Consider the following 23,456-nt stretch of genomic DNA (forward strand, 5'->3'; position numbering starts at 1 on the left):
GCGGGGTCTGGTGCCGTGCCTCGCAAGGCGGAGGAGGGCGGCAGGGCGGAGCCCTGCCAACCGACGACAACGCGGCTGGGGGTGCCCCCTGCTCGAAGAGCTTGGGGGAGCGGTGCCAGGGCCCGCGAGCCCGGCCTGATCCAAACGAGAGGCCCTAGGGGCGCCCGGTGCTCGACCGGGCGCCCCTTTCCCTTCCGCTCTGCGCCCTCCGTCCCGTCACTCCTGGCGGACGCATGCCTCCCGCACCGGACCGGCGAGCCGTACCTGACGGGTCCTGCGCGGCGACGGTGGAGCGGCCCCCGCATCAACGCGTCCGGAACCGAGCTGTCCCGCCACCGTCGCGCCGAACGCCAGTGCCATGCCGGCCAGTTGGACCGGGGTGAGCGCCTGTCCGAGGGCGGCCCAGCCGACCACGGCGGCGGTGAGCGGCGACAGCGGGCCGAGGAAGGTGACCCGGGTGGCGGAGAGCCGGCCGATGCCGCGGAACCAGAGCCAGTAGGCGAGCGCCGTGTTGGCCAGGGCGAGGTAGGCGTAGCCGCCGAGGGCGCGGGCGTCCAGCGCGGGCGGAGGCCCCTCGGCCAGCAGGGCGAGGGGTGCGATCAGCAGGCCGCCCGCGGTGAGCTGCCAGCCGGTCAGCGCGAGCGGACCGACACCGGCCGGGCGGCCCCATCTCTTGGCCAGCACGGTGCCGGTGGACATCGAGGCGGTGGAGGCGAGGGCGGCGGCGACTCCCACGCCGTCCAGCGCGCCGGCCGCCCTCAGCACGACGAGGCTGACTCCGAACGCGGCCACGATCCCGGTGAGCAGCGCCCGCCCCGTCGGCCGCTGCCCCAGCAGCGGCGCGGAGAGTCCCACGACGAACAGCGGCCCGACCGAGCCGACGACCGCCGCCATTCCGCCCGGCAGCCGGTACGCGGACAGGAACAGCAGCGGGAAGAAGGCGCCGATGTTCAGCGCGCCGAGGACCGCCGCCTTCCACCACCAGGCGCCCTTCGGCAGCACCCGGGCCATCGCCAGCAGCAGGAGCCCGGCGGGCAGCGCCCGGGCCAGCGCCGTGAAGAGGGGCCGCCCGGGCGGCAGGAACTCGGTGGTGACGGCGTAGGTGGTGCCCCAGGACACCGGGGCGAGGGCGGTGAGGGCGGCCAGGGACCAGGTGGCGGCGGGACGCCGGGAGTCAGCCATGCAATTAGCTTAGCTGCAAGCTACTTAGCGTCAAGCTACTTTCTTGCGGTCGACCGTAGGGCGGCGGATACTCGGTCCATGACTGAACGCCCCCGACCGCGCGCGGACGCCGTCGACGCGATCATCGACCAGTGGGCGGCCGTACGGCCCGATCTCGACACCGCGGGGATGGAGGTCTTCGGGCGGATCTTCCGGCTCTCGCGGGCGATGGGAGACCGGATGGAGAAGGCGTACGCGCCGTTCGGGATCTCGCGGGGCGAGTTCGACGTGCTGGCCACGCTGCGCCGGGCCGGCGAGCCCTACACGCTCTCGCCCCGGCAGCTCTCGGCGACCCTCATGCTCACCACGGGCGGGATGACCGGGCGGCTGGACAAGCTGGAGGCCGCGGGGCTGCTGCGCCGCTCGCCGGATCCGCACGACCGCCGGGGGCTCAGGGTCACGCTGACCGACAAGGGGCTGCGGCTCATCGACGAGGCGGTGGGAGCGGGACTGGCCGCGCAGACGCAGGCGCTGTCCGGCCTGGACGCCGCTCGGACGGGCGAGCTGGCCGGCCTGCTCAGGGAGCTGCTGGCGGAGGCGTCGGAGTCACCGGGGGCACCGGCGTAGGGCCCCTGCCCGGCGTTCTCGCGGCCGCCCGGAACTCCGGTCCCGCAACGCACCCAGGGCGCCCACCTCGCCCACGTACGGCGGCTGTGCGCGTACGTACGGCGAGGTCGGCGCCCTCGGAGGGATCGTGCTGCGGACGGACCGCGGTGGGAGAGGACCCCGTCAGGCCTTGGCCTTGACGTCCACGTCCCGGCTCACGCGCGGCTGCCGGTCCTTGGACTTGTCCAGGACCATGACCAGGCCGGTGATGACCAGGAACAGCAGGAGCGGGAGACCGACGAACAGACCCAGCGTCTGGATGACGCTCAGGCCCTTGCCGGGGTCGTCGCCGTCGTCGCGCGTCAGCGCGAGCGCGGGAGACGACATGAGCAGCATCATCAGCGTCGTACCGGCGGCCAGAGCGCCGGCGCGCAGGGCGTTCTTCTTGTCCACGGTGCAAACGTAGCGAACCCCGGAACGGGTCGCGCGCCCGGGGTGCCGTATTCGCACCGGACAGCCGAGGAAAAAACCCCACGGGTCGCACCCGCGCGGGCCCCGGCGCTTCCCGGCGGTCAGCCCGTGTCGTCCGGCACGGTCCGTGCGTCCGTCCGCAGCACGTCCGTCAGGGCGCGCAGCCGGGGCGACGCGGCGAGTTCCTCCAGGGTGACCGGGCGGCCCTCGGCGTCGGCGACGGGCAGGCGCCAGTTCGGATACTGGTCCCAGGTGCCGGGCAGGTTCTGCGGACGACGGTCGCCGACCGTGTCCGGCAGCCACAGGCCGATCATGCGGGCCGGGGTGCGCAGCAGGAAGCGGTGGACCGCCTGGATCCCGGCCTCCTCCGCGGCCGCGCCGCCAGGGCCGTCCGTGCGCCGCAGCAGGCCCAGCTCCGTCAGCAGCGCCAGCCACTCGTCCGTGTCCGCGGCGGCCTCCGCGCGCTCCTCCTCCAGGGGGCGGGTGAGCAGGCCGAGGCGGTGGCGCAGGGCGACGTGCTCGCCGGTGAGGCGGGCCGCGGTGGACGGCAGGTCGTGGGTGGTGGCGGTGGCCAGGCAGTCCGCGCGCCAGCGTTCGGGGGGCAGCGGGCGGCCCGACCCCTCCCAGTCCCGTTCGAACCACAGCACCGAGGTGCCGAGCACCCCGCGCCGGTCCAGGGTCTCGCGCACCCCGGGCTCCACCGTCCCGAGGTCCTCGCCGATCACCACGGCCCCCGCCCGCGAGGCCTCGAGCACCAGTACGGCGAGCATGGCCTCGGCGTCGTAGCGGACGTACGTGCCCTCGGTGGGCGGCAGGCCCTGCGGGATCCACCACAGCCGGAACAGGCCCATGACGTGGTCGATGCGCAGGGCACCGGCGTAGCGGAACAGGGCGCGCAGCAGCCGGCGGAAGGGCGCGTAGCCGGAGGCGGCGAGCCGGTCGGGGCGCCAGGGCGGCAGGCCCCAGTCCTGGCCGCGTGCGTTGAAGGCGTCCGGCGGTGCGCCGACGGACATGCCGGCCGCGAAGTGGTCCCGCTGCGCCCAGGCGTCGGCCCCGCCGGGGTGCACGCCCACGGCGAGGTCGTGCACGATCCCGATCCCCATGCCCGCCTCGCGGGCGGTGCGCTGGGCGTCGGTGAGCTGGGCGTCGGTGAGCCAGGTGAGCCAGGAGTGGAAGTCGACGCGGTCCCGCAGCGCGGCGCGGGCGCGGGCGGTCTCCGTCGAGCGCGGGTCGCGCAGCCCCTCGGGCCACCGGCTCCAGTCCGAGCCGTGCACCTCGGCGAGCGCGTACCAGGTGGCGTGGTCCTCCAGGGCCCGCCCCTGTTCGGCGAGGAAGTCGGCGTGGGCGGCGCGGCGGCCGGGCCCGAGCGGCACCCGCCGCACCAACTCCAGCGCCTCGCGCTTGAGCTCCCACACCGCGTCCCGGTCGATCAGCGCACCCTCGTCCAGTACGGCGGCGCGCAGCCGGCCGGCGCGCTCCAGCAGGGGCCGAAGCCGCTCGCGGTCCTCGGCGTACGCGAACTCCGGGACGTCCTCGACGCGCAGGTGCACCGGGTCGGGGAAGCGGCGCGAGGAGGGGCGGTAGGGGGACGGGTCGGCGGGCGGTCCGGGCACGGCCGCGTGCAGCGGGTTGACCTGCACGAACCCGGCTCCCAGCGTCCGTCCGGCCCAGCCGCTCAGCTCGGCCAGGTCACCGAGGTCGCCCATGCCCCAGGAGCGGTGGGAGAGGAGGGAGTAGAGCTGGACGAGCAGGCCGTACGAGCGTGCCGCCGGGGTGGGCAGCCGGGGCGGGGCGGCGATCAGGTGCGCCTGCCCGGTGCGGCCGTCGGGGGCGGTGGCGGACAGCCGGTGGACGCCGGGTGGCAGGGGGGCCACGGGGGCCGTCGGGTCCACGCGGTCGCCGGTCCGGTCCGCACCGTGCACCCATGTGCGGGTCTCGCCCTGCTCGGTCTCGACGTCCAGCCGGGTGCCGGGGGGCAGCCCGGCGAGGGCGGCCGACGGCAGCCCGGCGAGGGCGGCCGACGGCAGCCCGGCGAGGGCGGCCGACGGCAGCCCGGCGTCCGCGTCCGCCGCGGGGCCACCGCCCGTGGGAGCGTCCGCCGTGGGGCCCAGCCAGTGCACCACCGTCGGTGGCAGCAGCCGTTCGTCCCGTTCCCGTTCGCGGGCGGTGAGCGCGGCGCGGGCGGCCGCCGGGGTGCTCGCGTCGACGTCCAGGGCGGCCAGGGCCGCGACGACCGCGGTGGCGGAGGCGGTGACCGTACGGCCCGTGGAGGGGCTGTAGGAGGTGGCGACGCCGTGCAGCGCGGCGAGCCGGGCCAACTCGTCACCGAGAGGCCCGGGAGGCTCGGAGGACCCGGCAGGCCCGGCAGGCCCGGCGGGTTCGGGAGACCCGGTGGATCCGGGAGGTTCGGCCGGCCGCGGTTGTGTCATCTACAACTCCGCGCGGCAGGGGTCCTGTTCGGCCGACTCGGCGACCGACTCGCTGGTCAGGGGGGCGGTCTCGGCGAGCGGCGGCTCGCTGGTGAGCGGCTCGGCGTCGGGCAGCGGAGGCTCGCTGGTGAGCGGGACGTCGGCGTAGGCGCCCTCCGCGCTGAACACGCTCGGGCCGGATTCGGCGGGCAGCCGGGGCTCGGGCATCCGGCCGGCCGGGGTCGGCAGTCCGTCGTCGGGCAGCAGGTGGTCGGCGGGCGGCTCCGCCACGTGTTTGGACAGGGCCGAGAGCAGAAGGTGTGCCGGTGCGGCCACGGGGGCCTCCTTGTCGAGTACGGCGTCAAGGGGATTACCGCAGCCCTACCCAGTGCGCGCCGGGGCAGACGTAGAAGAACGGCCTACGTGCCGCTGGTCACATTCCCTTCCACCAGGTTGGGGCAATCGCGGCACAACGGCCACTCTCGTTGACACCTACCCCTGGGGATGGTGTGGTCAGGACTCTTCGACACCGCCTTCGGCTCCGCCCGGCGAAGGCCGATCGACGAGGAGGGGCCGTGCGGCTTCGGCGCGGTATGGGGCAGGGAAAGAGCGCGGCCGTACTCGCGCTCGCCGTCCTGGCCGGAACACTGGGAGCCGCACCCGCGGCCGTCGCGGCGCCGTCCGCCCCCGATCCCGGCACCGGCCTCCCGGCCGCGAACCCGGAGCACCCCGCCACTGCCTCCTCCGACCTCGCGGTGTGGCCACGCCCGCAGTCCCTGCAGGAGACCGGTGGCGCGGTGAAGGTCGCCGACCGGGTCGTCGCCCTGGTCGCCGACGCGGACGCGGACCCGTACGCCCTGAGCGCGCTGCGCTCGCTGCTGTACGAGGCCGGGGCCCGGACGGTCACGGACCTCCGGGGGACGGACGCGGTTCCGGTGGGCACCCTGGCGGTGCGCGCCTACACCGAGCGGGCGCACAGCGACCCGCGGCACGCGCTGCCCTCCGGCGGCTACGTCCTCACCACGGGCAAGGACGCCGTGACGCTCACCGGCGCCGGCGAGGACGGCCTCTTCCACGCCGTGCAGACGCTTCGGCAGCTCCTGCGCCCCGACGGGACCGTCCCCGGTGTGAACGTCCGGGACTGGCCGGGCACCGCCGTGCGCGGCACCACGGAGGGCTTCTACGGCACCGCGTGGACACAGCAGCAGCGGCTCGGCCAACTGGACTTCATGGGCCGTACCAAGCAGAACCGGTACCTGTACGCCCCGGGCGACGACCTCTACCGCCAGGAGCGCTGGCGCGAGGCGTACCCGGCCCTGCAGCGGTCCGCCTTCCGTGAGCTGGCCGACCGGGCGCGCGCCAACCACGTCACGCTCGGCTGGGCGGTGGCCCCGGGCCAGTCGCTGTGCTTCGCCTCGGACGACGACGTACGGGCGCTGAACCGCAAGCTGGAGGCGATGTGGGCGCTCGGGTTCCGGGCGTTCCAGCTCCAGTTCCAGAACGTCAGCTACAGCGAGTGGCACTGCGGCGCGGACCCGGCCCGCTTCGGCTCCGGTCCGGACGCGGCGGCACGGGCGCAGGCGCGGGTGGCGAACGAGGTCGCCCGCTACCTCGCGGAGCGGCACCCGGACGCGGCGCCGCTGTCGTTGATGCCGACGGAGTTCTACGAGGACGGCTCGACGCCCTACCGGCGGGCGCTGGCGTCCTCCCTGGACGCGTCGGTCCAGGTCGCCTGGACCGGGGTGGGCGTGGTGCCGCGGACCATCACGGGCGACGAACTGGCCGACGCCCGGGCGGCGTTCGCGCATCCGCTGGTCACCATGGACAACTACCCGGTCAACGACTACGCCGAGGACCGCATCTTCCTCGGCCCGTACACCGGGCGCGACCCGGCCGTCGCCAGCGGCTCGTCCGCCCTGCTGGCCAACGCGATGGAGCAGGCGGAGGCCTCGCGCATCCCGCTGTTCACGGCGGCCGACTACGCCTGGAACCCGCGCGACTACCGCCCCGAGGAGTCCTGGAAGGCGGCGGTCGCCGACCTCGCGGGAGGCGACGTACAGCGCCACGAGGCGCTGTCGGCGCTGGCCGGCAACGACGCGTCCTCGGTGCTCGGCGGCACCGAGTCCGCGTATCTGCGCCCGCTGATCGCGGCCGTCTGGCAGGCCCGTACGACGACGGACCGGGCCGCGAACGAGCAGGCCGAGCAGCGGCTGCGCGCCGCCTTCATGGTGCTGCGCGAGCTGCCGCAGAACCTGTCGGGCGACGGCACCCTCGCAGCCGAAGTCGCGCCGTGGTCCGCGCAGTTGGCGCGCTACGGCAAGGCGGGCGAGGCGGCGCTCGACATGCTCGGCGCCCAGCGCGCGGGCGACGCGGCGGGCGCCTGGACCGCGTACCGGACGCTGGACCGGCTGCGGGCCGGCGTCAGGAGCGCCGACGTGACGGTCGGCAAGGGGGTTCTGGACCCCTTCCTGGACCGGGCGCGGCAGGAGTACGAGACCTGGGCCGGCCTGACCCACGAGCCGGCCGCGGACCCGGGTGGGGCGCCGGACGGCCGCACGGTCCGTTTCCCGAGCGCCCGCGCCCTCACCGCCGTGACGGTCCTCAGCGACCCCGGAACGACCGGTGCCGTCGAGGTCCACATCCCCGGACAGGGCTGGCGCCGGGTGGGGACGCTGACGGAGCAGGGGGCCACGGAGATCGTCACCGCGCAGTCCCCGTCCGCGGACAGCGCGGTGACGCACCCGCCGGCCCTCTGGCCGCCGGTCTCCCCGGCTCCCGACCTCTGGACGCGCCCGCCGGCCCTCGTGCAGCCCACTCCCCCGCCGGCCGGCACCCGCGTCGACGCCGTCCGCGTGACCGGCGCGTACCCCTTGCGGGTGCGCCACCTGGTCCCCTGGTTCGCCGACACCCCGGTGGCGGACCTGGAGCTGCCGCGGGCCGAGGCCGACGCGGAGATCGGCGGCACGGAGCGGCTGACCGCCCGGCTGTCCTCCGGCCGTCCGGCCGACGTGCGGGGAAAGATCACCGTCGAGGCACCCGAGGGCATCGAGGTCCGCGTCCCCACCAAGCCGGTCACCGTGCCCCGCGGCACCACGGTGAACGTCCCCGTCGAGGTGATCGTGCCGCCGGCCTCGCCCTCCCGCTCGTACGACATCCGCGTCACCTTCGCCGGAGTGACCCGCACCGTCACGGTCCGCACCTTCCCGCGCACCGCGGGCCCCGACCTGGCGCGCACCGGCACGGCGAGCTCCTCCGCCGACGAGACCGCCGACTTCCCGGCCTCCGCCGCGATCGACGGCAACCCGGACACCCGCTGGTCCTCCCCCGTCGACGACGGCGCCTGGTGGCAGGTGGAACTCCCGCAGCAGGTGCGCCTGGGCAAGGTCGCCCTCCACTGGCAGGACGCCCACCCCTCCGCCTACCGCATCCAGGTCTCCACGGACGGCCGGCGCTGGCGCACCGCCACGACCGTCCGCGGCAGCGACGGCGGCCGCGAGACCCTGCGCATGGACGCGCGGGACGTCCGCTACATCCGCGTGCAGGGCGACAAGCGGGCCACCCAGTACGGCTATTCGCTGTGGTCGGTGGAGGCGTACGCGGTCGCTGACTGAGCCCGCCGGGGGAACGGGACCCTCCGTTCCTCGGTACCGCGATCCTCGGCCTCTTCCGGACCACGATCCCCGGTTCACCCGGCTTCCTCGGCGCTTCACTATTCACTCAGTACATGTACTCAGTGCATACTGAGTACATGAGCACCCGCCACATCCTGCTGGGCCTGCTCGCCGGAGGGCCGAGCCATGGCTACGACCTGAAGCGACGCCACGACGAACACTTCCCACAGGCCCGCCCGCTGGCCTACGGGCAGGTCTACACGACCCTGCAACGGCTGGTCCGCGACGGACTGGCCCAGGTGGAGGGCACCGACTCCGACGGAGGACCGGAGCGCACGCTGTACCGCCTCACGGCCGAGGGCTCCCGCGAAGTCGCCGACTGGGCCGGGCAGGTCACGCCTCCCGCGCCCTTCGTGGCGAACGAGATCTTCGCGAAGGTCGTCACGGCGATCCTCACCGGCGGCGACCCCGCCGCCCACCTGCTCGCGCAACGCGCCGCGCACATGGCGCGGATGCGGGAGCTGACGGCGGTCAAGACCGCCCCGGGCGCCGATCTGGCGACCGTGCTCTCGGCGGACTACGCCCTCAACCACCTCGACGCCGACCTGCGCTGGATGACCACCACCCAGGCCCGGCTCACCACTCTGACCGCTCTGACCGTGGAGGTCGACCGAGCATGAGCAACCTTCCGGTGCCCCTTCTGGAGGCCCGAGACCTCGTCAAGTCCCATGGCAGGACCCCGGCGCTGCGCGGGGCGTGCCTGGAGCTGCGCGAGGGCGAGATCGTCGCCGTGACCGGCGCCAGCGGCAGCGGGAAGTCCACGCTGCTGCACTGCCTGGCGGGCATCGTCCGGCCGGACGAGGGCTCGGTGACGTACCGCGAGGAACGCGTCGACAGGCTGCCGGAGCAGCGCCTGAGCGAGCTGCGCCGCACCGACTTCGGGGTGGTGTTCCAGTTCGGGCAGCTGATCCCCGAACTGACCGCCGTGGACAACGTGGCGCTGCCGCTGATGCTGGCCGGGACCGCGCGGGGGACGGCCCAGGAGCAGGCGGGGGCGTGGCTCGAGCGGTTCGGGGTGCGGGAGCAGGGGGCCGCGCGGCCCGGGGAGTTGAGCGGGGGCCAGGCACAACGCGTGGCGCTGGCACGGGCGTTGGTGACCGGTCCGAGGGTGGTGTTCGCGGACGAGCCGACGGGGGCACTGGACTCGCTGGCGAGCGAACAGGTGATGACGGCCCTGGTGGGAGCCGCCCGGGAGGCGGGCACGGCGGTCCTGCTGATCACGCACGACGCCCAGACGGCGGCTTACGCCGACCGCGAGGTGCGGCTGCAGGACGGCATGACGGTCGCGTCGGAGGTGCTCGCGTGAGGACCGATCTGCGGCTGGCCTGGCTGCTCGTGCGGGGTTCGGACCGGCGGGAGTGGTGGCGGATCGCCCTCACGGTGGTGGGGGCCATGTGGGCGACGGGGCTGGGGCTGGCGGCCGCCGTCCTGGCCACGGTGCGCGGGCAGTACAGCTTCTCCGTCGGCAACGGCCTGCTCGACCAGCCCGGCGAGCGCTCCGGGGTGATCGTCACGCTGCTGCTCCTGCTGGTGCCCGTGCTCGGGTTCCTCGGGCAGTGCGCCCGGATCGGCGCGGTGCACCGCGACCGGCGGACGGCCGTGCTGCGGCTGGCGGGCGCGGAGCCGGGCCGGGTGCGGCGGATCGCGGCGCTGGAGACCGGGCTCGCCTGCCTGCTGGGCTCCGCGCTCGCCACGGCCGGAGCGGCGGCGGTGCTGGTGGCCGTGTGGGAGCGGCCCACCCCGTCGGCCTGGGCCGGGATGGCGCTGGTCGCGGCCGTGGTGCCGGTGCTGGGCACGGCGGCCGGGGTCCTGGCGCTACGCCGCGTGGTGGCCTCACCGCTGGGGTGGGTACGGCGGAGCCATGAGCGGTCGGGTCGTGGTCCGGCGCTGCTGTTCGTGGGCGGGCTGCTGGTCGTGGGCGTGGTGGCGCTGGGCGCGGTGGCCGGTACGTCCGCCGACTCCCGGCACCAGGGCCTGGCGAGGGGCCCGGTCGTCGTCATGGCGGCGGTCCTCGCCGTCGGCGCGGGCGCGGTGTGGCTCACGGGCGCCCTGTCCCGGCTGACCGGCCGGCTGCTCGCGGCCCGGACGGGCTCCCCGGCGGTGCTGATCGCGGCGGAACGGCTGCGGGACGACCCGTGGGCGGCGGCCCGCACCCATGCGGCGGTGCTCCTGGTGACGGTGGTCGGGACCGGGTACATGGGGGTCCGGCAGGGCATGCTCACCGAACTGGAGGACATGCGCCGGCGGCAGACGCTCGGGACGGCCATGTCCTTCTACACGACCGGGCTGGACCTCACGGCCGCAGCCATCGCCATCGCCCTCGCGATCGTCCTCACGGCGCTCGCCGTCGGCACCGCCGAGTCCGTCGCCACCCGGCGCCGGGCCCTGGCCGCGCAGGTGGCCGCCGGAGTGCCCCGACGGGTGCTCGCCCGGGCCCTCTTGCTGGAAACCGCGCTGCCCCTGTCCCCTGCCGTGCTCGTGGCAGGCGTGGGCGGCCTGGCCATCGGCGTCTGGTACGGGCTCCTCATCTCCGGGACCGTGCCGTACACGGCGCTCCTGGTCCCGGCCGGTGTGTACGCCACCTGCCTGCTGGCCACGGCCGCGTCCCTGCCACTGCTCCACCGCTCGGTCCGCCCGGCGGAGCTGCGGTACGCGTGATCGTGCGGTCCCGTGGGCACGGGGCCGCGCTGCCCCATGCCGAAGGGCCGCCGGGCGGCCTCCCGCGCCGGCGCCTCCCGCGCGCCGGTTCCGGCGGGCCGGGCGGGTGCCCCGGGCCCGCGGGCGGGACCCGGGCCCAGGGCACCCGCCCCTCGGCAATGCGAAGGCCCGGAATCGTCAGGCGGAGATGCCGTCGATCCGGGCCAGGGCGTCGTCCGCGCCGTACGGCTGCAGGTAGGGCAGCCAGCGCGGGTCCCTATGCCCGGTGCCGATGATGCGCCAGGCCAGACCCGTGGGCGGGGCCGGCTTGTGGCGCAGGCGCCAGCCGAGCTCGACCAGGTGGCGGTCGGCCTTGACGTGGTTGCAGCGGCGGCAGGAGGCCACCACGTTGTCCCAGACGTGCTTGCCCCCGCGTGAACGCGGGATGACGTGGTCGACGCTGGTTGCGATGCCACCGCAGTACATGCACCGGCCCCCGTCGCGCGCGAACAGCGCCCTTCGGGTGAGAGGAACGGGCCCCCGGTAGGGGACCCGCACGAAACGCTTGAGCCGGACCACGCTGGGTGCGGGGACGGTGACGGTTGCGCTGTGCAGATAGGCGCCGGACTCCTCGAGGCAGACTGCCTTGTTCTCCAGGACGAGGATGAGCGCGCGGCGGAGCGGTACGACGCCGAGCGGCTCGTACGACGCGTTGAGGACCAGGACATGCGGCACGGATGCCTCCTTGTACGCCGGCGGCGCGTGGCTCGCGCCGGGGCTGTCTGCAGTCAGTTTCCCCTCATGCCTGGTGAACGCGCCACCATGTCCCGGTAACGGGCTGGGAGTGTTTTCGACCACACCTCATTCATCCCCCGGACCACGGCCCCTTCACACAGCCTGTTCAGAGGCCGGTGGTCACCGTCCCCCCACGCGCCCTTCCTGGAACTTCCCGGGAACCCACACACCCTGCCCCGTTAGTGTGGTGGTTCTGCCCGTCCGGTGATCTGTTCGTGACCCAGTCGCTATTGACCCCGTGCCGGAGGGCGGATGCACCTGGAGGTACCTGCCGTGTCCTTGCCCGTCGTCCTGCCGGCCGCCGGCCCGTCGCCGTCGCCCTCCGAGTCGCCGGCCCTGACGGTCCCCACGTTCCAGGACGCCCACGAGACCGCGACGAACGCGGCCGGCTGGGTCGAGCAGAACTGGTCCACATGGCTCGCCATCGGCTTGAAGATCCTGCTGATCCTGGTGATCGCGGCGGTGCTTCGAGGGGTGGTCCGGCGGACCATCACCAAGATCATCGACCGTATGGCCCGCACGGCGCAGGCGGTGGACGGCACGGCGCTGGGCGGACTGCTGGTCAACGCCGAGCGCCGCCGGCAGCGCTCTCAGGCGATCGGGTCGGTGCTGCGCTCGGTGACGAGCTTCCTGATCCTGGGCACGGCGGCGCTGATGGTGCTGGCCACCTTCGAGATCAACCTGGCGCCCCTGCTGGCCTCGGCCGGTGTGGCCGGTGTGGCGATCGGTTTCGGCGCCCGCAACCTGGTCACCGACTTCCTCTCCGGCGTGTTCATGATCCTGGAGGACCAGTACGGCGTCGGCGACTCGATCGACGCGGGCGTCGCCATGGGTGAGGTGATCGAGGTCGGACTGCGCGTGACCAAGCTGCGCGGGGCGAACGGCGAGATCTGGTACGTCCGCAACGGCGAGATCAAGCGGATCGGCAACCTCTCCCAGGGCTGGGCGACGGCCGGTGTCGACGTCACCGTCAAGGCGGACGAGGACCTCGACAAGGTGAAGGCCACCCTCGACGAGGTCGCCGAGCGGATGAGCAAGGAGGAGCCCTGGAACGAGCTCCTGTGGAGCCCGATCGAGGTGCTCGGCCTGGACAGCGTGCTGATCGACTCCATGGTCGTCCGTGTCACGGCCAAGACCATGCCGGGCAAGTCGGTGACCGTCGAGCGGGAACTGCGCTGGCGCGTCAAGCGCGCCTTCGACGCGGCCCACATCCGCATCGTGGGCGACGCGACGGCCCCGGCGGACGAGACCCCGGCAGCCGATCCGACGGCGGGCATGTCGGCCCCCTCGGCGTTCGCCAACGCCACCTCACCCCAGTCCCTGGCAGCCTCCCCGATCCCCCCGCAGTCACTGTCGAAGTAGGCCCACGGAGCCTACGCGGAGACCGGCGGAACGGTTCAGCACACTCGTTCGAGTGAAGGGGCGCGGATTCCACCGTGCGACGCGCCCCGCACGCTCCATCGTTCTGCCGGGGCACACGGCGCGGGCGCGGCCTGACACCAGTGCGACAAGGAGATCAGCGATGAGCGCCGAACCGATCGTGGAGCCGGTGATGACGCAGGTGGACCCCATCGACCTGTTGAACGCGATCGAAAAGGCGTCGCCGATGCCGATTCGGCCGGAGTACATCGAGGGGACGGTCATCGTGCCGCCGCAGCCGAACGACAACCACAATGACGGCGCCTTCGAGCTGGCGGTCCAGTTCTTCAACGCCGGGTTCGATCTCGCGGGCATGGGCAACGGTTACCGCGCCGCCGACAAGGACGGCGGCACCATGGCCCTGCTCATTCCGGACTTCTACGTCCGACGGCGCAAGGCCTCCGAACTCGACGAGTCCTACCGCAGGACCCACAAGGGCTGGCACCCCGTCGACATGATCTCCCTCGTCGGCGAGGTGACCTCCAGCAATCACTGGACGGACACCGGCCCCAAGCTCCGCACCTACGCGGCCGCCGGCGTCTCCGTCTACGTCCTGGTCAACCGCGAGACCCGGACCGCCCACTGCTACACCACTCCCGTGCTCCCCGGCGAGGACCCCACCAAGGCGTACTACGACGACGAGACCAAGGTCGACCTCGGCGATCCGCTCCCCCTTCCCGCGCCGTACCCCACGCTGGACACGGCACCGTTCCTCAAGGACTGACCGGACCGGGGCTCCCGACCGCGCGCTCCCCTCACCGTCCCCGTGGGTAACGACTCCGTTGCCGCAGGGACGAACTCTTGACGGCCACTTCATAGCGGGCATACCTTCCTGCCACTCGAACAGGAAACTTTCCTAACAGTGACTCGCAGGGGAGGGCCCACGCATGTCAGGAACCACCGGCACGCCCGGCACTCCGCGGGTTCTGCGCGCCATGAACGACCGCGCCGCCCTGGACCTCCTGCTGGAGCACGGGCCGCTGTCGCGCACCCGGATCGGGAAGCTGACCGGCCTGTCAAAGCCGACCGCCTCCCAGCTCCTGGCCCGCCTGGAGGCCGCCGGGCTGGTCCGCGCCACGGGGACCAGCGAGGGACGACCGGGCCCCAGCGCCCAGCTCTACGCCGTGAATCCGGCCGCCGCCCACGCCGCCGGGCTGGACGTCAATCCCCTCCGCATCCGCGCCGCCGTCGCCGACATCACCGGCCGCACCGTCGGCGAGTACGAGCTGCCGACCCCCGGCCGGCGCCCGTCCGAGCCCGTCGTGCAGCGGGTCACCGACGCCCTCGACGGCGCGGTGAAGGCGGCGGGGCTGGCCCGCGGCGACGTGCACCGGCTGGTCATCGGCACCCCCGGCGCCTTCGACCCCGGCACCGGCCGTCTGCGCTACGCCTCCCACCTGCCCGGCTGGCACTCCCCCACCCTGCTGGACGAACTCGCCGCCGCCCTGCCGATGCCGGTGGAGTACGAGAACGACGTCAACCTCGTGGCCCTGGCCGAGCAGCGGCTCGGCGCGGCCCGCGGCCACCGGGACTTCGTGCTGCTGTGGAACCAGGAGGGCCTCGGCGCCGCCCTGGTGCTCGGCGGCCGCCTGCACCGCGGCTGGACCGGCGGAGCAGGCGAGGTCGGCTTCCTGCCGGTCCCCGGCACCCCGCTGGTCCGCCAGGTGACCCGGGCCAACAGTGGCGGCTACCAGGAACTGGCCGGCTCGCAGGCGCTGCCGGCACTGGCCAGGGAGCTGGGCATCGAGGACCCGCCCGCGGGACCCCCCGCCGCGGCCGCCGCCGAGCTCGTCGCCCGCGCCGCCGACCACGCCACCGGTCCCCACCGCACGTTCCTGGCGGCGTACGCGACCCGGCTCGCGACCGGTCTCGCCGCCCTCGTCTCCGTCCTCGACCCCGAACTCGTCGTCCTCAGCGGCACCTCGCTCACCGCCGGCGGCGAGGTGCTGCGCGCCTTGGTCCAGGCCGAGCTGGAGGAACTGGCCGCCTCCCGGCCGCGCCTGGTGGTCGGCGACGTGCATGAACACCCTGTACTGCGGGGCGCGTTGGAGAGCGCGCTCGCGTCCACCCGCGACGAGGTCTTCGACACCTCGCGCTGAACCGCCGTACCCGCTCCGCCCCTTCCCTCACCGCCCCCCGTCCCAGGGAGATCCAGCCATGCCCGAAGTGTCCCGGAAAGCGGCCCTAGCCCTCGCAGCCTCCGCCGCCATGGCACTGCTCGCCACCGCCTGTACCGGTCAGCCCGACGCCGGCGCGAACGACGACGCGTCGAAGGACACGACCATCAACTTCTGGCACGCCTGGAGCGATCCGAGCGAGGTGAAGGCCGTCACGTCGCTGATCGACGGCTTCCGGAAGGCGCACCCGAACATCCGCGTCAACGTCGTCGGCAACATGACCGACGACAAGATCAACCAGGCGCTGCGCACCGGCGGCGCCAAGGCGCCCGACGTGATCTCCTCCTTCACCACCAACAACGTCGGCAAGTTCTGCTCCTCGGGCGCGCTGGTCGATCTCAACCCGTTCTTCGAGAAGACGGGCACGGACCCGGAGAAGACCTTCCCGAAGGCGATGAACGAGTACACCCAGTTCGACGGCAAGCGCTGCACGGTGCCGCTGCTGGGCGACGCCTACGGCCTCTACTACAACAAGGACGCCTTCGCCGCGGCCGGCATCAAGAACCCCCCGAGGACCTGGTCCGAGTTCGAGGCCGACGCCAAGAAGCTGACGATCCCCCAGGCCGACGGCTACCGGCAGCTCGGCTTCATGCCGGACTACCACGGCTGGGAGTCGACGACCGAGCACTACTTCGCGCAGTTCTCCCCGGCGTACTTCGACTCCAGCGGCAAGTCGAGCCTGGCCACGGACCCCGCGTTCGAGAAGGGCTTCACCCTTCAGAAGCGGCTCGTGGACGAACTCGGCGGCTACCGGAAGCTCGAGAAGTACCGCGCGGGCCTCGGCGACGAGTGGGGCCCCAAGCACCCCTTCCACACCGGCCAGGTGGCCATGCAGCTCGATGGCGAGTGGCGCCTTGGCATGGCCGAGGAGGCCAAGCCGAAGTTCGAGATCGGCGTCGCCCCGCTGCCCGTCCCCGACGACCAGGCCGGCCAGTACGGCAAGGGCTACATCACCGGCACCATCGCCGGCATCGCCGCCACCAGCAAGAAGCAGAACGCCGCCTGGAAGCTGGTGAAGTACATGACCACGGACACCGACGCGGTGGTCGGCTTCGCCAACGACATCCACAACGTGCCCTCCACGCTGGCGGCGCTGAAGTCCCCGAAGCTGAAGTACGACCCGCGCTTCAAGACGTTCCTGGACATCGCCGCCAACCCGGACTCGACCACGACGCCCGCCTCCATCAACGGCGGCCAGTATCTGGTGACGATCCAGCAGTTCGGCTACGACTACGAGAGCGGCAGGGCCAAGGACCTCAAGGCGGGCCTGCTCAGGACGGCCCAGCAGATCGACACGGACATCGCGCAGGCGAAGTAGGCGCGCATGACCACCATCACCCTGGCGTCCAAGCGCCGCCGCTCGGCGCTGAAGACCCTCGCCTTCATGTCTCCGTGGCTGATCGGCTTCGCGGTCTTCTTCGCCTATCCGCTGATCTCCACCGTCTACTTCTCGTTCATGCACTACGACGGCTTCGGGCCGCCGACGTGGCGCGGCACCAGGAACTGGACGTACGTCTTCCAGAGCTACCCGCTGTTCTGGCCGGCCCTGCGCAACACGCTCTGGCTGGTCCTGGTGATGGTGACCCTGCGGGTGGTCTTCGGGCTCGGCGTGGGTCTGCTGATCACCAGGATCAGAACGGGCACGGGTGTCTTCCGCACCCTGTTCTATCTGCCCTACCTGGCCCCGCCCGTGGCGGCGACCATGGCCTTCGCCTTCCTCCTCAACCCCGGCACGGGCCCGGTCAACTCCCTCCTGGAGCGGGTCGGGATCCCCGCGCCCGGCTGGTTCGGCGACCCCACCTGGTCCAAACCGGCGCTGACGATGCTCGCCCTGTGGGGAGTGGGCGACCTGATGGTCATCTTCATGGCCGCGCTGCTCGACGTGCCCACGGAGCAGTACGAGGCCGCGGAGCTGGACGGCGCTTCGCCCTGGCAGCGCTTCCGGTACGTCACGCTGCCGAACATCTCGCCGATCGTGATGTTCGCGGTGGTCACGGGTGTGATCCAGACGATGCAGTACTACACCCAGCCGCTGATCGCCGGAAAGGTCGCCTCGGGCGTGATCCAGGGCGCGGGCACCCAGTTCGAGCCCGGCTATCCGGAGAGGTCCACGCTCACCCTCCCCCAGCTCGTCTACAACCTCGGCTTCCAGCGCTTCGAGTACGGCCCGGCCTGCGTGGTGGCGCTGGTGCTGTTCGCCCTGTCGATGGTGTTCACCGCGTTCCTGATGCGGCGCCGGGGCGGTCTCATCCAGGCAGGTGACTGACGATGACCCAACTACTGGACAGACCGGCGGGGTTGAAGGCCCGGCCCTCCCCCGCCGAACGCACGGCCCGCCGCAGGGCGGCGCTGGAGTGGATCGCGGTCCACTCGCTCGGCGTGGCGGCCGCCCTGTTCTTCGTCCTGCCCTTCGTGTTCGTCCTGCTGACCTCGCTGATGAGCGACAGCCAGGCCCTCAGCCGCGATCTGGTCCCGCACACCTGGGAGTGGGGCAACTACAAGAAGGTCCTCGACACCCCGGGCTTCCTCACCTGGTGGCGGAACACGCTGGTCTACGCCGGTCTCGGCACGGTCCTCACTGTGGCGTCCTCGCTGCCCGTGGCGTACGCGCTGGCGAAGTTCCGCTTCCGGGGCCGCAACCTGTCGCTCATGCTGGTGATCTCGATGATGATGCTGCCCCCGCAGGTGGTCATCATCCCGATGTACCTGTTCTGGGCCAAGCAGCTGGACCTGTCCGGCACGTTGTGGCCGCTGATCATCCCGATGGCGTTCGGCGACGCGTTCTCCGTCTTCCTGCTGCGGCAGTTCCTGACGACCATTCCGAACGAGTACCTGGACGCGGCGAGGGTCGACGGCTGCGGCGAGCTGCGCACGCTGCTGAAGGTCGTCGTCCCCATGGCCAGACCCGGTCTCGCGGCCGTCGCCCTCTTCCAGTTCTTCTACGCCTGGAACGACTACTTCGGCCCGCAGATCTACGCCTCGGAGAACCCGGGCGCGTGGACCCTGTCCTACGGCCTTGAGTCCTTCAAGGGGGCCCACCACACCGACTGGAACCTCACCATGGCCGCGACCGTTCTGGTCATGGCCCCCGTGATCCTCGTGTTCTTCTTCGCGCAGAAGGCGTTCGTCGAGGGCGTCACACTCACCGGAGTGAAGGGCTGAACAGCATGAAACTCACCGTGGTCGGCGGCGGCTCGACCTACACCCCCGAACTCGTGGACGGTTTCGCGCGTCTGCGGGACACCCTGCCCGTCGAGGAACTCGTGCTGGTGGACCCGGCGGCGGACCGCCTGGAGCTGGTGGGCGGGCTGGCCCGCCGCATCTTCGCCCACCAGGGCCACCCGGGCCGCGTCGTCACCACCTCCGACCTGGACGCGGCCGTCGACGGCGCCGACGCGGTACTGCTCCAGTTGCGCGTCGGCGGCCAGGCGGCCCGGCAGCAGGACGAGACATGGCCCCTGGAGTGCGGCTGCGTCGGCCAGGAGACCACCGGCGCGGGCGGCCTGGCCAAGGCGCTGCGCACGGTCCCGGTGGTCCTGGACATCGCCGACCGGGTCCGCCGCGCCAACCCGGACGCCTGGATCATCGACTTCACCAACCCGGTCGGCATCGTCACCCGCGCCCTGCTGCGGGCCGGCCACCGGGCGGTCGGCCTGTGCAACGTGGCGATCGGCCTCCAGCGCAAGTTCGCGGGGATGCTCGGCCTCGCGCCCGCCGACATCCACCTGGACCACGTGGGCCTGAACCACCTCACCTGGGAGACGGCGGTGCGCCTGGGCGGCCCGGAGGGCGAGGACGTACTGCCCCGGCTCCTGGCCGAGCACGGCGGGACGATCGCCGGCGACCTGCGCCTGCCCCGCCCGCTCCTGGACCGTCTGGGCGTGGTCCCCTCCTACTACCTGCGCTACTACTACGCGCACGACGAGGTCGTGGAGGAACTGCGCACCAAGCCGTCCCGCGCGGCCGAAGTGGCCGCGATGGAGCGGGAGCTGCTGACGATGTACGGCGATCCGACCCTGGTGGAGAAGCCCGCCCTGCTCGCCCGGCGCGGCGGCGCCTACTACTCGGAGGCGGCCGTGGACCTGGCGGCGGCCCTGCTCGGCGGAGGGGGCAACCCGTACCAGGTGGTGAACACGTACAACAAGGGCACCCTACCCTTCCTCCCGGACGACGCGGTGATCGAGGTGCAGGCGGCCGTGGACTCCAAGGGCGCGGCCCCCCTGCCCGTCCCCGCCGTGGACCCGCTGTACGCGGGCCTGATGGCCGATGTGACGGCGTGCGAGGACCTGGCCCTGGAGGCGGCCCTGCGCGGCGGCCGGGACCGTGTCTTCCGCGCCCTCCTCGCACACCCCCTGATCGGCCAGTACGCCTACGCCGAGACCCTCACCGACCAACTCGTCGCACACAACCGGGAGTACCTCGCGTGGGCCTGACCGCAAGCGTCCTCGCCATCGACGCGGGCAACAGCAAGACCGACGTCGCGGTGGTGGCGGCCGACGGGCACGTCCTCGCCACGGCCCGCGGCGGCGGGTTCCGGCCGCCCGCCGTGGGCGTCCGGACCGCGGTGGACGCCCTGGAGGAGGCGGTCCGGCGGGCGTACGCGCAGGCCGGCGTCACCGGCGCCGGCCATGTCTCGGCCTGCCTGGCCAACGCCGATCTGCCGGTGGAGGAGGAACAGTTGGCGTCGGCGCTGCACGCGCGCGCGTGGGGCACGACGGTGGAGGTCCGCAACGACACGTTCGCGATCCTGCGCGCGGGCGTGGCCGAACCGCGCGGGGTCGCGGTGGTCTGCGGCGCCGGCATCAACTGCGTCGGCATGCTCCCGGACGGCCGCACCGCCCGCTTCCCCGCGCTCGGCCGGGTCTCCGGCGACTGGGGCGGCGGCTGGGGCCTGGCGGAGGAGGCCCTGTGGTACGCGGCGCGCGCGGAGGACGGCCGCGGCGCGCCCACCGCCCTGTCCCGCACCCTCCCCGCCCACTTCGGCCTCGACTCCATGTACGCCCTCATCGAGGCGCTGCACCTGGGGCACGTCGACCACCTCCGGCGCCACGAGCTGGCCCCGGTCCTGTTCGCCACGGCCGACCAGGGCGATCCGGTCGCCCGCACGATCGTCGACCGCCAGGCCGAGGAGGTGGTGGCCATGGCCACGGTCGCGCTGACCCGCCTCGGCCTGCTCGACGAGGAGACGCCCGTCGTCCTCGGCGGCAGTGTCCTCGCCGCCCGCCACCCCCGGCTCGACGACGCCGTCCGCGACCTGCTCGCCGACCGCGCCCCCAAGGCGGTCCCGCGGGTCGTCACGGCCCGTCCGGTCCTGGGCGCGGCCCTGCTGGGCCTGGACCACGTGGGAGCACCGACGGCGGCCCTGGAAAGGGTGCGGGCCCACTTCGAAGAGTGAGGTGCCGGTGGTTCCCCGCGAAGACCCGGGAGGCGTAGGAGGCGTAGGAGGCTTGGGAGGCGCGGGGAACCGAACTGATTCTCCCGGCGTATACATGGGCAAGGGGTGGTACGGGGCGAGCGCACACGGTTCGGCCGAGATCGGGTGAAGACCGGTGCGAATGCCGGTCACGGCAGCGATACTTGCGGCGACGGATGACCATGGGGGAGGTCAGCAGTGACACAACCGCCGACGAGCAGACCGGCACCGCCGGGCCCGGGCCTGCCCACGCTGCCGGCGGTCCCGCCGCAGCGCGCTGCCCCCGTCGTCGCCGTCCAGCCCCCGTCGCCCCCGCGCCGCACCGCCTTCGCCGAGGGCGCCGAGCGCCTGCGCACCGCCGCCACCACCGAGCCCGGCCGCCTCCGCGTCATCGGCGCCGTCCTCGCCCTCCTCGTCGTGGCCTTCGGCGCCGTCACCGCCCTCCAGACCACCGACCGCGCCACGGCAGCCGACGACGTCCTCCATCGCAGCCAGCCGCTCAGCTCCGACGCTGCCGACATCTACCGCTCGCTCGCCGACGCCAACACCATGGCGACCAGCGGCTATCTGGCCGGTCTCCAGGAGACGGCGGCCACCCGCGAACGCTACGAGTCCGACATCCGCACGGCCGCCGCCAAGCTGGTCACCGCCGCCGCCAACTCCGCTCCCGGCAGCCCCTCCGCGGCCACCATCACCAAGCTCAACCAGCTCCTGCCGCGCTACAAGGGCCTGGTCGAGTCCGCCCGTGCCAACAACCGCCAGGGCTTCCCGGTCGGCGGCGCGTACCTGCGCGCCGCCAACGACACCATGCAGAACGAGATGCTCCCGGCGGCCGAGGACCTGTACCAGAAGGAGAACCAGCGGCTGCGCTCCGACTACGGGGACGCGACACCGTACCCGTGGGCCGCGATCGCCCTCGGCGTCGTCGCCCTGGCCGCCCTCGCCTGGGCCCAGCGGCGCAACTACCGGCGGACGAACCGGGTGCTGAACCACGGCCTGGTCGCCGCGAGCGCCGCCACCGCCGTCGTCCTGCTGTGGCTGGTGATAGGCCACAGCGTCGCGCGCGCGGGACTCAACGGCTCCTACACGCACGGCGTGCGCTCGCTGAACGTGCTGCACGACGCCCGTATCGCCTCCCTCAAGGCCCGCAGCGACGAGAACCTCACCCTGGTCAGCCGCGGCGCGGAGACCAGAACGCTGAAGGACGGCACGGTCATGGACGCCTACGACTGGGCGTACGACCAGGAGCTCGGCACCCTCGCCAGGACGCTGAACCGGGCCGGCACCCTCGCGGAGGACCCCGGGGGCAGGAAGCCGGTGGACACGGCGAACGAGTCGATGAAGGTGTGGAAGCAACGGCACGAACTGGCCCGCCAGGCCAACGACTCGGGCGACTACCAGAAGGCACGCGACCGGGTCATCGGCACCACCGCCGAGGACCGGGCGCAGTCCACGGGTGACTGCTTCGACAACGTCGACGCCTCCCTCGCGTCGGCGCTCACCCATGAGACGGGCAGGTTCCGGCAGGCCGCGCAGGACGGCCGGACCGCCATGACGGGCCTGCCCGCCGGCTCCGCCGTGCTCGCGGTGCTCGGCGCGGCCGGCGCGGTCCTGGGCATCGGACGCAGGCTTTCGGAGTACCGGTGAAAGGGGGCGTGGCGATGCGAGCACGACGACTGCGGGCCGGTCTGAAGGGCTGGGGCGGTGTCGGCGCGATGGCTGCCGTCTGCGTCCTGGCGCTGACGTTCGTCCTCCTGCTGCCCCGCACCCAGCCGCACGGCGCCGACGGTCCCGTCCTGGGCGGCCAACACGCCGTGCGGGGCACGCAGTCCAAGGCGGACAACTGCCAGGACAGCCAGGCCCACAACCTGAGCCCGTCCCCGTCCCGCGCGGGCGGCCGCACGGTGAGCGCCATCCGCTCACGCGGCTACCTGACGGTCGGCGTCGACCAGAACAGCTACCGCTGGGGCTACCGCAACCCGAACAACGGCTCCGGCGCGCTGGAGGGCTTCGACATCGACCTCGTGCACCGCATCGCCGAGGACATCCTCGGCGACCCGGACAAGGTCCAGTTCAAGGCCATCCCCACCAACGAGCGGATACCCGCGATCCGCAGCGGCCGGGTGGACATGGTGGTGCGCACCATGACCATCACCTGCGACCGGCTGAAGCAGGTGGCGTTCTCCGCCCCCTACTTCCTGACCGGCCAGCAGGTCCTGGCCCCCAAGACCTCGGACATCACCGGCTACGACGGCTCACTCGCCGGGAAGAAGGTCTGCTCGGCGACCGGCTCCACGGCCTACGACCACCTGGCCGCCGACACCAAGGACGGCACGCTTCCCGCGACCACCGACATCACCACCACCGTCCCCAACCAGCTGGACTGCCTGGTGCGGCTCCAGCTCGGCGAGGTGGACGCGGTGGTGACGGACGGCGCACTCGCCGCCAGCCAGGCCGCGCAGGACCCCACCGTGGCGTTGAAGGGGGCCTCCTTCACCAAGGAGTTCTACGGTGTGGCCATGAACCTCGGCGCCGAGGACCTGGTCCGCCAGGTCAACCGGACACTGGAGAACTACCGCAAGGACGGGGGCTGGAAGACGTCGTACGGGAGGTGGCTGTCCGCCACGCTGGGTAAGGACTCACCGTCGGCCACCGCGCCGACGCCGGCCTACCGGTGACCTGTCACCGGCCGGTGCGG

Annotated in this window: 20 protein-coding genes; 15 read left to right on the plus strand and 5 right to left on the minus strand. The window is 73.0% G+C overall.

Features of this window, described 5'->3' with window-relative positions:
• Window positions 1–216: 216 nt before the first annotated feature.
• Entirely contained in the window at window positions 217–1,182 is a 966-nt protein-coding gene (locus OIE49_RS13135) for an EamA family transporter (protein WP_326802470.1), read from the minus strand.
• Window positions 1,183–1,260: 78 nt separating this feature from the next.
• Here OIE49_RS13135 and OIE49_RS13140 point away from each other — a divergent pair, with 78 nt between their 5' ends.
• Window positions 1,261–1,788, plus strand: a complete 528-nt coding sequence (locus OIE49_RS13140) for a MarR family winged helix-turn-helix transcriptional regulator (RefSeq protein WP_326802471.1) — start codon at window positions 1,261–1,263, stop codon at window positions 1,786–1,788.
• A 162-nt stretch (window positions 1,789–1,950) separates the two neighbouring features.
• On the opposite strand, the gene OIE49_RS13145 is transcribed toward OIE49_RS13140, so the two are convergent.
• From OIE49_RS13145 to OIE49_RS13155, 3 genes are all read right to left on the minus strand, one after another.
• Entirely contained in the window at window positions 1,951–2,220 is a 270-nt protein-coding gene (locus tag OIE49_RS13145; RefSeq protein WP_100566810.1) for a hypothetical protein, read from the minus strand.
• 119 nt (window positions 2,221–2,339) lie between these two features.
• Entirely contained in the window at window positions 2,340–4,667 is a 2,328-nt protein-coding gene (malQ, locus tag OIE49_RS13150; RefSeq protein ID WP_326802472.1) for a 4-alpha-glucanotransferase, read from the minus strand.
• On the minus strand, window positions 4,668–4,982 hold the full coding sequence (locus tag OIE49_RS13155) for a hypothetical protein (protein WP_326802473.1): 315 nt from the start codon (window positions 4,980–4,982) through the stop codon (window positions 4,668–4,670).
• Window positions 4,983–5,239: 257 nt separating this feature from the next.
• On the opposite strand from OIE49_RS13155, the gene OIE49_RS13160 reads away from it, so the two are divergent.
• The 4 genes from OIE49_RS13160 (at window position 5,240) to OIE49_RS13175 (ending at window position 10,975) form a co-directional block, all read left to right on the plus strand.
• Window positions 5,240–8,257: a beta-N-acetylglucosaminidase domain-containing protein gene (locus OIE49_RS13160; RefSeq protein ID WP_326806215.1), complete on the plus strand. Its 3,018-nt coding sequence runs from the start codon at window positions 5,240–5,242 to the stop codon at window positions 8,255–8,257.
• 137 nt (window positions 8,258–8,394) lie between these two features.
• Window positions 8,395–8,937: a PadR family transcriptional regulator gene (locus tag OIE49_RS13165; protein ID WP_326802474.1), complete on the plus strand. Its 543-nt coding sequence runs from the start codon at window positions 8,395–8,397 to the stop codon at window positions 8,935–8,937.
• Window positions 8,934–9,623: an ABC transporter ATP-binding protein gene (locus OIE49_RS13170; RefSeq protein ID WP_326802475.1), complete on the plus strand. Its 690-nt coding sequence runs from the start codon at window positions 8,934–8,936 to the stop codon at window positions 9,621–9,623. The genes OIE49_RS13165 and OIE49_RS13170 overlap by 4 nt, the downstream gene beginning before the upstream one ends.
• Window positions 9,620–10,975 carry an ABC transporter permease gene (locus OIE49_RS13175; RefSeq protein WP_326802476.1) on the plus strand — a complete coding sequence of 452 codons (1,356 nt, stop codon included), beginning with the start codon at window positions 9,620–9,622 and terminating at the stop codon, window positions 10,973–10,975. The genes OIE49_RS13170 and OIE49_RS13175 overlap by 4 nt, the downstream gene beginning before the upstream one ends.
• A 177-nt stretch (window positions 10,976–11,152) precedes the next feature.
• Here the strand turns inward: OIE49_RS13175 and OIE49_RS13180 are convergent, their stop codons facing one another.
• Window positions 11,153–11,689 (minus strand): HNH endonuclease, encoded by a 537-nt coding sequence (locus OIE49_RS13180; RefSeq protein WP_100566803.1) that lies wholly within the window; start codon window positions 11,687–11,689, stop codon window positions 11,153–11,155.
• A 333-nt stretch (window positions 11,690–12,022) separates the two neighbouring features.
• On the opposite strand from OIE49_RS13180, the gene OIE49_RS13185 reads away from it, so the two are divergent.
• From OIE49_RS13185 to OIE49_RS13230, 10 genes are all read left to right on the plus strand, one after another.
• Window positions 12,023–13,111: a mechanosensitive ion channel family protein gene (locus OIE49_RS13185; RefSeq protein WP_326802477.1), complete on the plus strand. Its 1,089-nt coding sequence runs from the start codon at window positions 12,023–12,025 to the stop codon at window positions 13,109–13,111.
• 160 nt (window positions 13,112–13,271) lie between these two features.
• Window positions 13,272–13,892, plus strand: a complete 621-nt coding sequence (locus tag OIE49_RS13190) for a Uma2 family endonuclease (RefSeq protein WP_326802478.1) — start codon at window positions 13,272–13,274, stop codon at window positions 13,890–13,892.
• A gap of 163 nt (window positions 13,893–14,055) precedes the next feature.
• On the plus strand, window positions 14,056–15,267 hold the full coding sequence (locus tag OIE49_RS13195) for an ROK family transcriptional regulator (protein WP_326802479.1): 1,212 nt from the start codon (window positions 14,056–14,058) through the stop codon (window positions 15,265–15,267).
• A gap of 58 nt (window positions 15,268–15,325) precedes the next feature.
• Window positions 15,326–16,663 carry an ABC transporter substrate-binding protein gene (locus tag OIE49_RS13200; RefSeq protein WP_326802480.1) on the plus strand — a complete coding sequence of 446 codons (1,338 nt, stop codon included), beginning with the start codon at window positions 15,326–15,328 and terminating at the stop codon, window positions 16,661–16,663.
• A gap of 6 nt (window positions 16,664–16,669) precedes the next feature.
• Window positions 16,670–17,611: a carbohydrate ABC transporter permease gene (locus OIE49_RS13205; RefSeq protein ID WP_326802481.1), complete on the plus strand. Its 942-nt coding sequence runs from the start codon at window positions 16,670–16,672 to the stop codon at window positions 17,609–17,611.
• A gap of 2 nt (window positions 17,612–17,613) precedes the next feature.
• Window positions 17,614–18,507 carry a carbohydrate ABC transporter permease gene (locus OIE49_RS13210; RefSeq protein WP_326802482.1) on the plus strand — a complete coding sequence of 298 codons (894 nt, stop codon included), beginning with the start codon at window positions 17,614–17,616 and terminating at the stop codon, window positions 18,505–18,507.
• Window positions 18,508–18,512: 5 nt separating this feature from the next.
• Complete coding sequence (locus tag OIE49_RS13215) at window positions 18,513–19,778, plus strand: 6-phospho-beta-glucosidase (protein WP_326802483.1); 1,266 nt, start codon at window positions 18,513–18,515, stop codon at window positions 19,776–19,778.
• Window positions 19,769–20,740, plus strand: a complete 972-nt coding sequence (locus tag OIE49_RS13220; RefSeq protein WP_326802484.1) for an N-acetylglucosamine kinase — start codon at window positions 19,769–19,771, stop codon at window positions 20,738–20,740. The genes OIE49_RS13215 and OIE49_RS13220 overlap by 10 nt, the downstream gene beginning before the upstream one ends.
• A gap of 216 nt (window positions 20,741–20,956) precedes the next feature.
• Window positions 20,957–22,405 (plus strand): hypothetical protein, encoded by a 1,449-nt coding sequence (locus OIE49_RS13225; protein ID WP_326802485.1) that lies wholly within the window; start codon window positions 20,957–20,959, stop codon window positions 22,403–22,405.
• 14 nt (window positions 22,406–22,419) lie between these two features.
• Complete coding sequence (locus OIE49_RS13230; protein WP_326802486.1) at window positions 22,420–23,436, plus strand: glutamate ABC transporter substrate-binding protein; 1,017 nt, start codon at window positions 22,420–22,422, stop codon at window positions 23,434–23,436.
• The last annotated feature ends 20 nt before the right edge of the window (window positions 23,437–23,456 follow it).

It is taken from the genome of Streptomyces sp. NBC_01788, assembly GCF_035917575.1.
In the GTDB taxonomy this organism is placed as follows: domain Bacteria; phylum Actinomycetota; class Actinomycetes; order Streptomycetales; family Streptomycetaceae; genus Streptomyces.